Annotated in this window: 16 protein-coding genes; all 16 read right to left on the reverse strand. The window is 58.9% G+C overall.

Annotated elements, in window-relative coordinates; genetic code table 11:
• Positions 1-20: 20 nt before the first annotated feature.
• Positions 21-812: an amino acid ABC transporter ATP-binding protein gene (locus tag GOW56_RS11640; protein WP_171119634.1), complete on the reverse strand. Its 792-nt coding sequence runs from the start codon at positions 810-812 to the stop codon at positions 21-23.
• 12 nt (positions 813-824) lie between these two features.
• The gene (locus GOW56_RS11645; protein ID WP_171205993.1) at positions 825-2123 is read right to left on the reverse strand and encodes an amino acid ABC transporter permease; all 1299 of its coding nucleotides are present in this window, start codon (positions 2121-2123) and stop codon (positions 825-827) included.
• Between the two features lie 3 nt (positions 2124-2126).
• Entirely contained in the window at positions 2127-3359 is a 1233-nt protein-coding gene (locus tag GOW56_RS11650) for an amino acid ABC transporter permease (RefSeq protein ID WP_171205994.1), read from the reverse strand.
• A 126-nt stretch (positions 3360-3485) separates the two neighbouring features.
• Entirely contained in the window at positions 3486-4502 is a 1017-nt protein-coding gene (locus tag GOW56_RS11655) for an amino acid ABC transporter substrate-binding protein (RefSeq protein WP_152456916.1), read from the reverse strand.
• A 205-nt stretch (positions 4503-4707) separates the two neighbouring features.
• Positions 4708-5415: an ATP12 family chaperone protein gene (locus GOW56_RS11660; RefSeq protein WP_171171038.1), complete on the reverse strand. Its 708-nt coding sequence runs from the start codon at positions 5413-5415 to the stop codon at positions 4708-4710.
• A 3-nt stretch (positions 5416-5418) separates the two neighbouring features.
• Complete coding sequence (locus GOW56_RS11665) at positions 5419-6090, reverse strand: HAD-IA family hydrolase (RefSeq protein ID WP_171205995.1); 672 nt, start codon at positions 6088-6090, stop codon at positions 5419-5421.
• Entirely contained in the window at positions 6087-7130 is a 1044-nt protein-coding gene (locus tag GOW56_RS11670; protein ID WP_152456913.1) for an RluA family pseudouridine synthase, read from the reverse strand. Before GOW56_RS11670 ends, GOW56_RS11665 begins: the two co-directional genes overlap by 4 nt.
• Positions 7131-7250: 120 nt before the next feature.
• Positions 7251-8057, reverse strand: coding sequence for a crotonase/enoyl-CoA hydratase family protein (locus GOW56_RS11675; RefSeq protein ID WP_171205996.1), 807 nt, complete (start codon positions 8055-8057; stop codon positions 7251-7253).
• A gap of 95 nt (positions 8058-8152) precedes the next feature.
• Positions 8153-9466, reverse strand: a complete 1314-nt coding sequence (locus GOW56_RS11680) for a replication-associated recombination protein A (RefSeq protein WP_171205997.1) — start codon at positions 9464-9466, stop codon at positions 8153-8155.
• Positions 9467-9469: 3 nt separating this feature from the next.
• Positions 9470-10855 carry a trypsin-like peptidase domain-containing protein gene (locus GOW56_RS11685; protein WP_171205998.1) on the reverse strand — a complete coding sequence of 462 codons (1386 nt, stop codon included), beginning with the start codon at positions 10853-10855 and terminating at the stop codon, positions 9470-9472.
• A 160-nt stretch (positions 10856-11015) separates the two neighbouring features.
• On the reverse strand, positions 11016-11438 hold the full coding sequence (gene rplQ, locus GOW56_RS11690; RefSeq protein WP_171205999.1) for a 50S ribosomal protein L17: 423 nt from the start codon (positions 11436-11438) through the stop codon (positions 11016-11018).
• Between the two features lie 130 nt (positions 11439-11568).
• Positions 11569-12585 (reverse strand): DNA-directed RNA polymerase subunit alpha, encoded by a 1017-nt coding sequence (locus GOW56_RS11695; protein WP_117870179.1) that lies wholly within the window; start codon positions 12583-12585, stop codon positions 11569-11571.
• A 114-nt stretch (positions 12586-12699) separates the two neighbouring features.
• The gene (gene rpsK, locus GOW56_RS11700; RefSeq protein WP_008757289.1) at positions 12700-13089 is read right to left on the reverse strand and encodes a 30S ribosomal protein S11; all 390 of its coding nucleotides are present in this window, start codon (positions 13087-13089) and stop codon (positions 12700-12702) included.
• 15 nt (positions 13090-13104) lie between these two features.
• Complete coding sequence (gene rpsM, locus GOW56_RS11705; protein ID WP_008757392.1) at positions 13105-13473, reverse strand: 30S ribosomal protein S13; 369 nt, start codon at positions 13471-13473, stop codon at positions 13105-13107.
• A 200-nt stretch (positions 13474-13673) separates the two neighbouring features.
• Positions 13674-14318 carry an adenylate kinase gene (locus GOW56_RS11710; protein ID WP_171206000.1) on the reverse strand — a complete coding sequence of 215 codons (645 nt, stop codon included), beginning with the start codon at positions 14316-14318 and terminating at the stop codon, positions 13674-13676.
• Complete coding sequence (gene secY / locus GOW56_RS11715; RefSeq protein WP_152456907.1) at positions 14315-15679, reverse strand: preprotein translocase subunit SecY; 1365 nt, start codon at positions 15677-15679, stop codon at positions 14315-14317. The genes GOW56_RS11710 and secY overlap by 4 nt, the downstream gene beginning before the upstream one ends.
• Between the last annotated feature and the right edge of the window lie 5 nt (positions 15680-15684).

A 15684-nucleotide genomic window follows, 5' to 3' on the forward strand; every position in this document is an offset into this window, starting at 1 on the left:
TCTTTCAGCCTTTGTGCAGGTCAGTGACCCAGAATCTGGCTCAGGAACAGTTTGGTCCGCTCGCTTTGCGGGTTGTTGAAGAACTCTTCGGGTTCGTTCTGTTCCACGATCTGACCGGCATCCATGAAGATCACGCGGTTGGCGACCTGGCGGGCAAAACCCATCTCGTGAGTCACGCACAGCATGGTCATGCCTTCCTCGGCCAGTTCGATCATGGTGTCGAGCACCTCTTTGATCATCTCGGGGTCCAGCGCCGATGTCGGTTCATCGAACAACATGATCCGTGGCATCATGCAGAGCGAGCGGGCGATCGCCACACGCTGCTGTTGACCGCCGGATAGCTGACCGGGAAACTTGTCAGCCTGCTCGGGGATTTTCACCTTTTCAAGGAAATGCATTGCACGCTCTTCAGCCTCTTTCTTGGGCGTCTTGCGCACCCAGATTGGGGCCAGCGTACAGTTTTCCAGAATGGTCAGATGCGGGAACAGGTTGAAGTGCTGGAACACCATTCCGACCTCGGAGCGAATCTTGTCGATGTTCTTCAGGTCATTCGACAGCTCGATCCCGTCCACCACGATCTTGCCTTGCTGGTGTTCTTCCAGCGCGTTCAGGCAGCGGATCAGGGTGGACTTGCCCGAACCCGACGGGCCCGCGATCACGATCCGCTCGCCCTGATTGACGGTCAGATTGATGTCGCGCAGCACGTGGAAGGACCCGTACCACTTGTTCATTTGGTTGATTTCGATGGCGACCTCGTCGCTCACCTGCATCTTGGAGCGGTCGATTTCGCGGTCGATTGCAAGTTCAGACATGTGTTGAACTCCTTAACGATGATCTGTGGCAAGGCGACGCTCGAGCCACTGAGAATATTGAGAGATGCCGTAGCAGACGACGAAGAACAGAAGCGCGGCAAAGCCCAGAAGCTCCCAGTAGACGCCGTTCCATTCGGTCGACGCCAGGATGGGTCCCCGGATCATGCCCACCAGATCGAACATCGAAATGACCGAAACCAGTGTCGTATCCTTGAACAGGCCCACGGCCACGTTCACAATCCCGGGGATCGAGATCTTCAGCGCCTGCGGCAAGATGATAAGCCGCATCGCCTGCGGATAATCCAACCCAAGACTGTCTGCGGCCTCGTACTGCCCGCGCGGAAGCGCTGCCAGGCCGCCGCGGATCACCTCGGCGATATAGGCGGACGAGAACATGGTGATCATGATCACAACGCGCAGGAACAGGTCGACCGTGCTGTCAGGCGGGAAGAAATAGGCCAGCATCACCGAAGCCACGAACAGCAGCGTGATCAGAGGCACGCCGCGGATGAACTCGATGAAGATGACGCAGACCCACTTGATCAGCGGCATGTTCGACTGTCGCCCCAAGGCCAGTGCGATCCCAAGTGGTACCGACAGCGACACACAGGTCACGCCCAGCATCATGTTCAGCATGAAACCGCCCAAATCACGGCTGGGAACGGCCGTCAGCCACGCGTTTTCTGATGCGCCTTCCGGGATCAGGGCCCCTCCGACGTTCCAGATGACCAGTGCCGTCACAATCGCTCCGAAGAACCCGGCGGCAAAGTTGTTGTTGCCCAGCTTCTGGAAGACACCACCGGCGGCCATGCAGCCAACAAGCGCAACCAGAGGCACGAGGATCGTGCCACCCCAGATCAGCCAGAAAGCCAGGAAGGGATAGACCGCAGTGAACAACAGCATCTTGCGAGGCAAGTCAAAGAACAGCACCGGCGCAATCGCCACCAGCATCAGCACAAAGGCCAGGTTCGGCCGCCAATAGGCATCGACGGGGTACTTGAACCCATAGATCAGCTGCGGCCAGCGTTCCGTCAGAACCGCGAAACAGGCTCCGGTCTTGTCCCCCAGAATCTCGCGGCATTCCGCGAGCGAGTTGGCATTCCACACTCCGTTCAGAATCCATGGCAAGGTATTCTTGAGAAGAATGTAGATCAAGATCAGCGACAGAACTGTCAGGATCGAGTTGACGACCCCTGAAAACAGATTCTCGCGCAGCCATTTGATGACGCCGGTCTCATTTGCCGGCGGCGGTGAGGGCGGGATGGTGCCTTCGGCCACGAAGGCGATCGGGTTTGTTGCTTGATCACTCATGGCTCAGCGCTCCTTCAGCTTGACGGAAGCGTTGTAGATGTTCATCCCCGTCGAAATCAGCAGCGAGGCCGTGAGGTAGAACAACATCAGCAGAAGAACGCATTCAATCGCCCGGCCGGTCTGGTTCAGAGTAATACCACCCAGTGTTGCGGTGATATCCGCATAGCCAACGGCAATCGCGAGAGACGAGTTCTTGGTGATATTCAGATACTGCGAGATCAGCGGCGGGATGATGACCCGCAATGCCTGGGGCAGGATGACCAGTTTCATGATCCGTCCCTGACGCAGGCCCAGCGCGGCGGCAGCCTCGGTCTGACCTTTGCTGATCGCCTGAATACCCGCACGCACGTTTTCCGCGATAAAGGCACCGGTATAGATCGACAGGGCAAACCACAGCGCAATCAGGGGGCCGCCGGCATTCATTCCACCGCTGAAGTTAAAGCGCTTCAGTTCGGGGACATCCCAGGTCAGGCCCATGATGATCATCAACAGCACAAAAGGCACCAGCCAGATTGCCAGTTTCGGCAACAGCGTCGCGGGACGCTCGCCGGTTTCCTCCTGCTTCTTGGTCGCGCGTTTTTCGACTTCGCCACTGACGAACCACGATCCGATCAGGACGGCGATGACCAGCAACCAGTTCAGGGCTGTCGATGCAAACAGGCCATTGGCGAACTCGGGACGGGGAAAATAAATGCCTCGATTGGTAAAGGCAAAGGACCCAAACAGCATTGAAGACGTCGGGTTTTCCCCCCGGAACGCGCTGGGCGCCGGCAACACGGCCGTCATGATCGTGAAGATGATGATGATCCAGATCAGAACCGGGATGTTCCGAAAGATCTCGACATATACTGCCATCAGCTTCGACACGAGCCAGTTGTTCGACAGTCTCAGAACACCCGCGATCACACCGAAAACCGTTGCGGTGATACAGGCCAGGAAGGCCACGAGCAAAGTGTTCAGCAAACCGACAAGTGCCGCGCGTGCATGCGATGACTGACTGTCATATTCAACAAGACGCTGGTTGATGTCGTACCCGGCGGAATCGCCGAGGAAAGCATAGGAAATATTGAGCCCTGCGGCCCTGAGGTTCTGGATCAGGTTGTTGCCCAGATACCAGATGGAAAGCGCAATGACGATGGCCGCAATCACCTGAAATGTAAGAGAGCGATAGCGGGTATCGTTTATGAGCATAGACAACCGAAAATCAGCTTTCGGTGGGTCAGTCATAGTCGACATATTTTGGGATCCCCGTGGCTTGCGAGCTGTTTCATTTCGGCGAGGTTTTCCCCGCTCTGCATCTGCCCGCAGCAATTTATTGTAGAAGAGGGCGCAGGTTGCCCCGCGCCCTCTTCCATTGATGCCTTAACGGAACGGCGGCGAGTACAGCAGGCCGCCTTCGGTCCACTGTGCGTTCAGGCCGCGCGCCAGGCCGATCGGTGTTTCTTCACCGATGTTCTTGGCGAAGATTTCACCATAGTTGCCGCCAGCTTTGATCGCTTTGGCCGCCCAGTCGGCGTCCAGACCCAGCATTTCACCCAGAGTGCCTTCTGTACCCAGCAGGCGGTTGATTTCCGGGTTGTCGGTGCCAGCGCTCAGCTCGTCGATATTTGCCGAGGTCACGCCCAGCTCTTCAGCCGAAATCAGTGCGTTCAGGGTCCAGCGAACAACGTCGCCCCACTCGTGGTCGCCATGACGGACCAGCGGGCCCAGCGGCTCTTTCGAGATGATTTCGGGCAGCAGGATGTGCTCGTCCGGCGCTTCGAAGGTGGCGCGGGTTGCGGCGAGGCCCGATGCATCGGTGGTGTAAACGTCACATGCACCAGCCAGGTACTGCTGCTGCGCTTCGGCGTTGGTTTCGATCGGAACCGGCTCGTAGCTGATGTTGTTGGCGCGGAAGAAATCGGCCAGGTTCAGCTCGGTGGTGGTGCCGGTCTGGATGCAGACACGGGCGCCGTCCAGTTCCTTGGCCGAGCTGACGCCCAGCGCCTTGGGAACCATGAAGCCCTGACCGTCATAATAGTTCACACCGGTGAATTCGAACTTCAGGTCGACGTCGCGGCTGAAGGTCCAGGTGGTGTTCCTTGCCAGCATGTCGATCTCGCCCGAGGCCAGAGCGGTGAAACGTGTCTTACCAGTGGTCGGAACGAATTCAACGGCGTTGGCGTCACCCAGAACGGCAGCAGCAACGGCGCGGCACAGCGATACGTCAAAGCCTTGCCATTCGCCATTTGCGTCGGGCGCAGCAAAACCAACCAGACCGGTGGTCACACCACAATTCAGCTTGCCGCGTGCTTTAACGTCGTCAACGGTCCCTGCCATGGCTGCGCCAGCAGCAAGACCGGCAATCGTTGCCGCGCCCAAGATTACGGATTTTTTCATTTTTACCTCTTCCTGATTTTCCGCCCCGTCCGAGACGGCTCTGCCCGGCAAGTGGATGCCGGATAGGTTACCCCAAAGGTGTCTCCCCTTTAGTGGCACCGAGTTTGGGCGTATTCATAAACAAACGTCAAGGGCCGGATCATCGAAATCGATGGATCAGGCCCCAAGCTGTTTACAGATTTGCTCAAAAAACCGGAATTTAGGATCAAACCGATAATTCAAAGAAGCGTTTGGCATGCATAAAGGCTGCTTTCTTGGCCTCGGCAACCTGATGGGCTTCTTCGTCATGGCCCCATTGTTCAATCTGCCAGGTTTCATCCAATCTTGAAATGCGCCATATTTCGTCCGGATTGCGCCAATTCATGGCGGCCGCAAAGCCAAGAATCAATGACCCCGACAAGCTGACAAGATCGTGAAAAGCGGCCAGTTGGAACGCATCCAGCCCGTGCACTCGAGAACGCAATGTCGCCAGGGCGGATTCCGGCTGCGGTTGATGCAGGACGCCCGCAACCGGAACCAGACGGGCAGACAGCGCGGTCTCGGCCCAATCCAGGGCGGGGTCCCATTCGGCGCTCTGACGATCCTGCAACTCCTGCGGGTGGGTTGCGCGATAACACAATAAATCGGAATCGCCGTAATCGGCCAGCATGTCGGCCACTTCCCCGTGCTGGATGCGGACTTTGTCAATCGCTGCATTTGCAGAACGGGTGAACGGCATCACGGCAGGATCAACTTCTTTTTCCTGCGCGTCCCATTCCCCTGCCACCGCTTCGGCCATGGGGCGGGTTGGCAGGATCAGGTCTGCCTTGGCGGGTGTTTTGACCCTGCGGCCATCCAGTTCGACGGTGAAGCCGCCATCAACCGCGACAACGGTGCTGTCCTTCCAAAAGCGTTTCGGTTTCCAGTCACTCATCTTTCAATCCCACATCCCAGCCAGCGCATTGGGCAACTGGTCAAAGGTTTCGATAATGCAAGAAGCTGCGGTCAGAGCCGATCGGTCATGATAGCCCCAGGTGACGCCGATGCCGCGAACACCGGCGGCCGCGGCCATATCCATGTCAAAGCTCGTGTCGCCGATCATCACTGCGCAGGCCGGATCGACCCCGGTTTCCGCCAATGCGGTCTGCACCATGGACGGATGCGGCTTTGACGGGTGGTGATCCGCGACCTGCCGGGTCACGAAATACGGTTCCAGCCCGTAGGCTTCGATCAATGCGTCCAACCCGCGCTGCGACTTGCCGGTTGCCACGCCAAGAAGCACTTCGGGCACGGCATGCAACGCTTCAATCGCCTCGCGCGCACCGGGGTACAACGGCGAACTTGCCGCGCCCAATTCAAGACGATGGGCGTGATAGGCCTCTTTATACCCGTCGACCAGATCGTTCTGGACCGAAAGAGGCTGTTCCGGCGCCAACCGGGCGATGGCATGCGGCAGCGACAAGCCGACAATGGACAGGATCGCCTTTCGCGTCGGAACCGGCACGGAGGCGGCCTGAAAGCTGGCGGTCATGGAATGAACGATGCTGCCCTGACTGTCGACCAGAGTGCCGTCGACGTCGAACAGGACCAGCCGCAAGGGTGCGCTCATTGCAGCGCCTCAAACGGGTCGTCGGCCGCCAGATCCTCGCTCCATCCGAACGTGTCCCAGCTATGCTTCATATGCTCGGGCAAGGGCGCCGTCACGGTCACTGGTTTCCGCGTCACCGGATGCAGGAAGGATAGCCGCCGTGCGTGCAGATGCAGCTTTTTGCTGATGATCCCACCCAGTTGCGCGCCCCATCCGTCGCCAAGGTTTTCCTGACCCGAACCGCCGTATTTTCCGTCGCCGATAATCGGATGTCCGATTGCGGCCATATGCGCCCTCAATTGGTGCGTACGTCCGGTGATCGGCTCCATCGCGACCCAGGCGGCGCGGCCGGCAACGCGATAGAGTGTTGCGTAATGCGTATGCGCGCGTTTTGCGCCCGGAGTGCTGTCAATTTCGTTCATATGCACGGGGATCATCTTTTCACCCTCGCCGTGCTTGCCATGACCGGTCGCCTTGACAAGGCCGGTCTTGATCTCACCCAGGTACGGCGTTGGAACACCGGCAACCAGCGCCCAGTAGATCTTGCGCGTATCACGGTGACGGAAAGCGGCCGTCAAACCCTTGGCGGCCTCACGCGTGCGTGCCAGCAGCAGAACACCTGACGTGTCCTTGTCCAATCTATGAACCAGCCGAGGGTTCTCGTCATAGCCGAACCGCAGCGCTTCGGACAAGCTGTCAACATGCCTTGTCTGCCCGCTGCCGCCCTGCACCGGCAGACCATGCGGCTTGTTCAGCGCCAGAATGTGATCGTCGCGGTAGATCACGCAAGATTGGATCATCTTGGCATCCGCATCCGAGATGTGATGCTTGACCTCAGCCGGTTTGTGATCAGCGTCCGGCAAAGGCGGCACGCGAACCACCTGCCCTGCCTCCAGCCGCGTCGAGGCCTTGGCGCGGCTTCCGTCAACACGCAATTCTCCCTTGCGGCACATCTTTTCAATGCGCCCCTGGCTGACATGCGGAAACAGGCGGCGCAGCCAGCGATCCACGCGCTGGTCCCCATCCCCTTCAGCGACTGTAATCATCTGCACGCCACTCATGCCATTACCCCTTGTTCCGCGCGGGTGATCCGCCCAGATTGCGTATTTATCCGTGTCCCAGAAATCATGGGCGTCTGTCGCGCGCAACGCGGCAAGAGTCAAGGTATCTGGCTCTGGATCTCAGATGTTCGAGAAGTCGCCGTGCCGCCCTGCTCCGTCCCGAAAACGGGTCGCACCAGCGGTTCCTTCGCGGCGAATGGCATCCAACCCGTTGGCCCATTCGACCTTGAGAGCGTCACGAACCGGCATTCCACGGGTTTCGATGATCGACCGGCGGTCTGCCCGAACGGCCTCTTGCGGGAAACGGGCGATATCATGTGCCATGTCTTCAGCCGCCTTTCGTGCTGTGCCATGCGGAACGACCTTTTCCGCCAGCCCAATCCTGTAACACTCCTCCGCCTCGACCTTGCGCCCGGTCAGAGCAATCTCCAACGCCTTGCCCTGCCCCACCAGACGCGGCAACCTGACCGAACCACCATCCATCAGGGTAATCCCCCAGCGGCGGCAAAACACACCCAAGTAAGACGTTTCCGCCATGACCCGGATATCGCACCACAAGGCAAGCTCCATTCCTCCGGCCACTGCCGCGCCCTCTATCGCGCCTATGACAGGTTTCGAAAGCTCCAGCCGCGACGGCCCCATGGGCCCCAGCGTTGACGGGGCCGAACCGATGGGAAAGCCATGTTTGTCGAAATACGCCTCGCGCCGTTCGGGATCGGCCAGCGATGTGGCAAGTTTCAGATCCCACCCTGCACAGAAATTGCCACCTTTGCCCCAGAATACCGCAGCCTTGGCCGAACTGGCCTCGAAACTCAGAAATGCCTCGACCAGAGCCTCGGCATGTTCCGTATCAACGGCGTTCCGCGCATCCGGCCTGTCGTGAATGACGGTCCAGACATCTTCGGATTTTTCGATTGAAACCGGCATATCAAGTCCTCCCCTGCAAGCGTTGACCCAAGGGAAGCGTCCAATTTCAATCCTGTCGCCTGTGACGCCGCGGAACCTTTACGACTGACCCTGCGTTACTCGCTGTTCCGCTGTGTCCGCAGCTTGGCAAAGTAATCGAGGCGTTTCTTTAGCTCACGCTCGAAACCGCGCTCGACCGGCTGATACAACACCGGGCGTTTCATCGTCTCGGGGAAGTAGTTCTGACCGGAAAACCCGTCCTCGGCATCATGGTCATAGGCATAGCCCGCGCCGTAACCCTGATCCTTCATCAAAGAGGTCGGCGCGTTCAGGATATGCTTGGGCGGTGGCTCGCTGCCGGATTGCTTGGCCAGCCGCATTGCCGCCTTGTAGCCGACATAGGCGCCGTTGGATTTTGGCGCCAGGGCAAGATAGACCAGCGCCTGAGCAAGCGCCAACTCGCCCTCGGGTGAACCCAGACGTTCGTAGGTTTCCCACGATTGCAAACAAATGGCCTGCGCCTGCGGATCGGCCAGGCCTATGTCCTCGACCGCCATGCGTGTGATCCTGCGCGCAAGATACCGCGGGTCTTCACCCCCGGTCAGCATGCGCGCAAACCAATACAAGGCCGCATCAGGGTCAGATCCGCGCACCGATTTGTGCAGGGCCGAGATCAGGTTGTAATGCTCATCACCAGACTTGTCGTATTTTGCAGCCCGCCGCATCAAACGCGTAGACAGCGCATCGGGGCCCAGCGGCTCGTCTACTTTCCACGCCGAAACCTGTTCGATCAGGTTCAGCAAAGCCCGACCGTCGCCATCGGCCATTTCTTGCAACGCATCGCGGGCGGCAGGCGTCAATGGCAACGCGTGGCCCAACTCTTTCTCAGCCCGCTGGGTCAAACGCTCCAGATCGGCAAGGCTCAGCCGTTCCAGCACCAGCACCTGCGACCGGCTCAGCACAGCGGCATTCAGCTCGAATGACGGATTCTCGGTGGTTGCGCCGACCAACAGGATGGTCCCGTCTTCCATATGGGGCAGAAACCCATCTTGCTGAGCCTTGTTGAAGCGGTGAATCTCGTCCACGAACAACAAGGTACCCTGCCCGTTCTGGCGGCGTATCTTCGCGGCCTCGAAGACTTTCTTCAGATCCGGCACACCGGTAAAGATCGCACTGATCTGAACGAAATGCAGATCGGTTTCCTGTGCCAACAGCCGTGCAATCGTGGTCTTTCCAACTCCGGGTGGGCCCCAGAAGATCAGGCTGGACAAACTGCCTGCCGCCAGCATGACACCCAGAGGGGCCTCGGGGCCCAGCACCTGCTCCTGCCCGATCACCTCGGCCAGGGATCGAGGCCGCAACCGGTCAGCCAGAGGCTGGTGAGGAGAAGCGGCAGGTTCCGCCGCCCCGGTATCGAACAGATCACTCACAGGTCACAACCGGAACCGCAAAGAGACGGACCGCCCCCCGCGCACCAGACCTATCTGCACGTAACGGCCCGGATCGGTCAGCGCGGTCTCAACGTCCCGAGGGCGCTGGATCTCATCGGCATTGATGCTTTCAAGAATATCACCGGTTCGCAAACCCGCCCTTCCGCCATACGGGCCGGGATCCACCACGACGACACCGGTCAGCGACAGCGACAATCCCATCCTGGTGATCACCGCGGGATTGACCCGCGACACCACCAACCCCGGAAGAACGGTTCTGTCATTCAACGTCGTTTCTTCGGCGGCCGGAACATCGGGGGCTTTGATAAGCGCCACCTCGACACTTTCACTTTGGTCGCCGCGTAGACGGGTCAGAACCGAGGTTCCGCCCACTCCGGCGACCGACATCCGAAACTTCATCTCGGCGGGTGAATTGACCTCATCCCCGTCCACATGGGTTACCACGTCTCCCACTCTGAACCCTGCGTCGCGCAAAGGGCTGAGCTCATGCAGATCAGAGATCACAACGCCCAACGGGATGGCCAGACCAAGGGATTCCGCGATATCCGCGCTCATGTGTTGACCCGACATTCCCGCCCACGGGCTGACGAAGGTTTCGTTTCCCTGCTGCGCCTGCTTGAGGAATTGCGCCACCAGATTGGCGGGGATGGCAAAGCCTATTCCGTTTGACCCACCCGATCGGGTCAGAATCGAGGTATTGATCCCGATAAGCTGGCCATTCACATCGATCAGCGCCCCGCCGGAGTTGCCCGGGTTGATTGCCGCATCCGTCTGGATGAAATATCCGCGGCCATTCCCGGTTGCCGTGCCCGTGCGCGCCAGCCCCGAGATGATGCCGGACGATACCGTCTGCCCCACCCCGAACGGGTTTCCGATGGCCAGCGCCAGCTCTCCAACCTCGACCTGATCGGAATCGCGAAGGGTCAGATAGGGCAGATCTTCGGCCTCTTTCAGCCGCAGGATCGCGATATCGCTTTCCTCATGGCCCAGCACAACCTCGGCCGAAAACTCGCGCCGATCCGTGGTGACAACCCGGATCTCGGTCGCGGATCCGACCACGTGATAGTTGGAAACAACATACCCATCGTCAGACAGAATAACCCCAGAACCCAGCGAGTTTTGAACACGCTGACGGGGTTCGCCAAATCCCCGGCCAAAGAAATCCTGAAAGAACGGGTCCGAGAAAAACGGGCTAGCCCGGCCCTGCCGGACGATCTTGGCATAGATGTTCACAACCGCCGGCGATGCCTGTTTCACGACCGGGGCAAATCCCAACGAAATCTCGGCCTGTGACTGCGGAACTTTCGTTTCGGCCATTCCTTGCGTCGCGCAGGTCAAGGCAACAAGGGTCAGCATTACGCGGATCATGGTGGCTCCGTTTTTTGCGATTGGCCCAGATATGCTGACACAAAATCTGAATTGCAAGTCGGCGGTCGGGTATGCCCCGCAACATGTCGGACATGCCATAACGAAAAAACCTCCGTCCGGTTTCCCGAACGGAGGTTCGACCGTGACCTTGGGTCAGATCTTATTCTTCGTCTGCTGCCTCTTCGACGGCAACGCGGGCTTTGTCGGCCGCGCCCTTGGCGTCGACGTCACGATCAACGAATTCGATGATCGCCATCGGGGCCATGTCGCCATAGCGGAAGCCAGCTTTCAGGATGCGGACATAACCGCCCTGACGCTCGGCGTAGCGGGGACCCAGAACTTCGAACAGCTTCGCTACGTCTTTGTCTTCTTTCAGCTGCGAAGCGGCCTGACGGCGGGCGTGCAGGTCGCCGCGCTTGCCCAGAGTGACAAGCTTTTCGATGATCGGGCGCAGTTCTTTTGCCTTGGGCAGAGTTGTTTTGATTTGCTCATGCTCGATGAGCGAGCCAGCCATGTTCGCAAACAGCGCCTTGCGGTGCTCATGAGTACGGTTCAGGCGGCGATAACCACGTGCGTGACGCATTTTCTAGTTCCTTCTTTTGCGTTTTGCTTTGTCTGGCCGGCGATGCGTGTCACCGGCTCTCCTTGGGGCGGGAATGCCCATATGGTCCCCGGATATTCCCACTTCGGGCCGGGCATTGGGGAAGACGCGCTTAGAACGCGTCTTCGAATTTCTTGGCCAGATCTTCGATGTTGTCCGGCGGCCAATCCTCGACGTCCATGCCCAGGTGCAGGCCCATGCCGGACAGCACTTCCTTGATCTCGTTCAGCGACTTGCGGCCGAAGTTCGGGGTGCGCAGCATCTCGGCTTCGGTCTTCTGGATCAGATCACCGATATAGACGATGTTGTCGTTCTTCAGGCAGTTTGCCGAACGGACCGACAGTTCCAGCTCGTCCACCTTCTTCAGCAGCAGCGGGTTGAACTCCAGACCATCGTCTTCGTCCTGGCGGCTTGCCGATTCCGGCTCGTCGAAGTTGACGAAGATCGACAGCTGATCCTGAAGGATACGAGCGGCAAAGGCCAGCGCGTCTTCCGGCGTGATCGAACCGTCGGTTTCGATTTTCAGAGTCAGTTTGTCATAGTCCAGAACCTGACCTTCACGGGTCGGCTGAACGTCATAGGCGACCTTTTTGACCGGCGAATAGATCGCATCAATCGGAATCAGGCCGATGGGTGCGTCTTCGGGCTTGTTCTTCTCGGCCGAGACATAGCCCTTGCCGGTGTTGACGGTCAGCTCCATGAACAGGTCAGCGCCATCGTCGAGGTGGCAGATGACGTGATCGCGGTTCAGAACCTCGATGCCGGCGCTTTCGCTGATGTCACCCGCAGTGACGACCGCGGGGCCCTTGGCATTGATCGACAGGCGCTTGGGGCCCTCGACTTCCATGCGCAGGGCAACCTGCTTGAGGTTCAGGATGATGTCGGTGACGTCTTCACGAACGCCTGCCACGCTCGAAAACTCGTGCAGGACGTTGTCGATCTGCACGCTGGTGATGGCCGCACCTTGCAGCGAGCTCATCAGGACGCGGCGCAGGGCGTTGCCCAAGGTCAGACCAAAGCCACGCTCCAGCGGTTCGGCAACCAGGGTGGCTTGACGTGCAGGATCATTGCCCGGCTTGGCTTCCAGCTGGGTCGGCTTGATCAATTCTGCCCAATTCTTGTGGATCATGTAATCCCTCCATTCCTGTCCGCGCCCCATGACCAACAAGGTGCAGACGCCCGAGGTTCAAAATGACGTGCTGGGGCCGTGCAGAAACACAGCCCCAGCTCAATTCAAAATCGCTTAGACGCGACGACGCTTCGGCGGACGGCAGCCGTTGTGAGCAATCGGTGTCACGTCGCGGATCGACGTGATGTTGAAGCCCACGGCAGCCAGCGCGCGCAGTGCCGATTCACGGCCCGAACCGGGGCCCTGAACTTCGACTTCCAGCGTCTTGACGCCATGTTCCTGCGCTTTCTTGCCTGCGTCTTCGGCAGCCATCTGAGCGGCGTAGGGGGTCGATTTCCGCGATCCCTTGAAGCCCATGGTACCGGCAGACGACCACGAGATGGCGTTGCCCTGTACGTCCGAGATCAGGATCTTGGTGTTGTTGAAGGTCGAATTCACATGGGCAACGCCCGATGCGATGTTCTTACGCTCTTTGCGCTTAACGCGAGTCTTGTCACGTGCCATCGGTCAGACCCTCCCTTATTTCTTCTTACCAGCGATGGCCTTTGCGGGGCCTTTGCGGGTACGAGCGTTGGTGTGGGTACGCTGACCGCGAACCGGCAGGTTGCGGCGGTGACGCAGACCGCGATAGCAGCCCAGGTCCATCAGGCGCTTGACGTTCATCTGAACTTCACGACGCAGGTCACCTTCAACGGTGAAATTTGCATCGATGTGCTCGCGGATGGCCAAAACTTCGGCGTCGGACAGTTCGTTGACGCGACGGTGCGCTTCAATACCTACGGCTTCGCAGATTGCTTTGGCCGAAGTGTTTCCGATACCGGTGATATATGTGAGGGCGATAGGTACCCGCTTTGCAGTCGGGATGTTTACGCCGGCAATACGTGCCACGTGTCACTTTCCTTTTCGTTGCGGTTCCGTAACTCCAGAACCTTTTTTCACAACGCTTTACCGTGGCAGTGTAGCCAGAGGGTTCAGCATTATTCGAGGTGGTCGGGGCGGTTGGGACGAATCCCGCACGCGGTCTTGATTCCCTTTAGGGATGGGGGTCGATATGGGCTTTTGGCGGTGCCGTCAAGCCCATATTGAAATCAGCCGAGAACGGCCTCGATCGACGCTGTGACTTCCTTGATGTCCGCCAGCCCGTTCACGGGGCGCAGATCGCCCTTGGCGTAGTAATAGCCGATCAGCGGAGAGGTCTTCTTGTAGTACTCCATCAACCGCGTGCGCAGACTGTCTTTGTTGTCGTCGGCGCGACGAACGAAGTCATTTTCCTTGCCGCAGTTGGTGCACTTGCCGTCAGCCGGGATCGGCTTGGTCTTGTCGTTATAGACCTCACCACATCCGCCGCAGGTTGACCGTGCGGTAATCCGCTCCACCAGAGCATCGTCATCCACGCGCATCTCGATCACGGTGTGCAGGGACTGGCCCAGCTTGGTAAGCAGAGCCGACAGCGCGTCGGCCTGCGCCAAAGTGCGGGGGAAGCCGTCAAAGATGAAACCGGCGCCCTTTTCGGTGGTCAGTTTCTCTTCAATCAGGCCGATCACGATCTCATCGGTGACCAGCTTGCCCGCGTCCATGATCGCAGCAACCTTCTGGCCCATTTCGGTTCCGCTGGTCTTGGCCTCGCGCAGCATATCCCCGGTGCTGAGCTGCACCATCCCGCGGGTCTCTACCAGGTGACGCGCCTGCGTTCCCTTGCCTGCCCCCGGGGGGCCCAGAAGAATGATGTTCATCGACGAGCAGCTCCCTTTCTGCCGCGTTTCTTGCCTTTGCCGCGCAGCTGGGACTTTTCGATAAGCCCTTCATATTGATGCGCCAACAGGTGGCTCTGGACCTGCTGGATCGTGTCCATGGTCACAGAGACGATAATCAGAACCGAGGTGCCACCGAAATAGAACGGAATGGCAAACTGGCCCCGCAGAATTTCGGGCAGCAGACAGACCGCCGCCAGATAGGCCGAACCCAGAACCAGCACGCGGTTGACCACGTATTCCAGATACTCGGCGGTTTTCTTGCCGGGCCGGATGCCGGGCACAAAACCGTTCTGCTTTTTCAGGTTGTCCGCCACATCGTCCGGTTTGAACGACACGTTGAACGTATAGAAATAGGCGAAGAACACGATCATCGAGGCAAAGAACAGAAGGTAAAGCGGCTGTCCGGGGCCGAAATTGGCCAGCAGCCACGACATGACCGGCCCGTTGGCAGCACCGGACGAGAAGGTCGAGATCGTGACCGGCAGCAGCAGCAGCGAGCTGGCGAAGATCGCCGGAATAACACCCGCAGGGTTGACCTTGACCGGCAAGTGGCTTGAGCCGCCTTCGTAGACTTTCATACCGGCCTGGCGGCGGGGATACTGAATGTGGATCTTGCGCAGGGCGCGCTCCATGAACACCACGAAGGTGATGACCGCGATGACCATGACGATCACGCCAACAATCACGGCAGGGCTGATCGCACCGCTGCGGCCGCTTGCAAAGAACTGCGCCAGAGCAGCCGGAACCTCGGCAATGATGCCGACGAAGATGATCAAAGAGATACCGTTGCCGATCCCGCGTGCAGTGATCTGCTCACCCAGCCACATCAGGAACATGGTACCGCCAACCAGCGTTATCATGGTCGACATGCGGAAATAGAGCCCCGGATCAGTCGCCAGATCGCCCGATTCCAGCGAAACGGCCAGACCATAAGCCTGAACGGTGGCCAGAGCCACGGTGCCGAACCGGGTATACTGGTTGATCTTCTTGCGCCCCTGCTCGCCCTCTTTCTTGAGCTGTTCGAGCGCGGGAACCATGGATGTCAGAAGCTGAACGATGATCGAGGCCGAGATGTAAGGCATGATGCCGAGGGCAAAGATACCCATCCGCCCCAGCGCCCCGCCGGTAAACATCGAAATCATGCCGCCGATGCCCTGCCCCGCCTGTTCCATGAATTCGCGCAAAGCTGCTCCGTCAATCCCCGGCACCGGAATAAAGGTGCCCAGACGATAGACGATCAGCAAACCCAGCGTGAACAGGATGCGGTTGCGCAGATCGGTGGCCTTGCCCAAAGCAGCCCAGCTTGTGTTGGCTGCCATTTGTTCTGCTGCTGATACCATAAATC

It is taken from the genome of Ruegeria sp. HKCCA0235A (assembly GCF_013033235.1).
GTDB lineage: Bacteria > Pseudomonadota > Alphaproteobacteria > Rhodobacterales > Rhodobacteraceae > Ruegeria.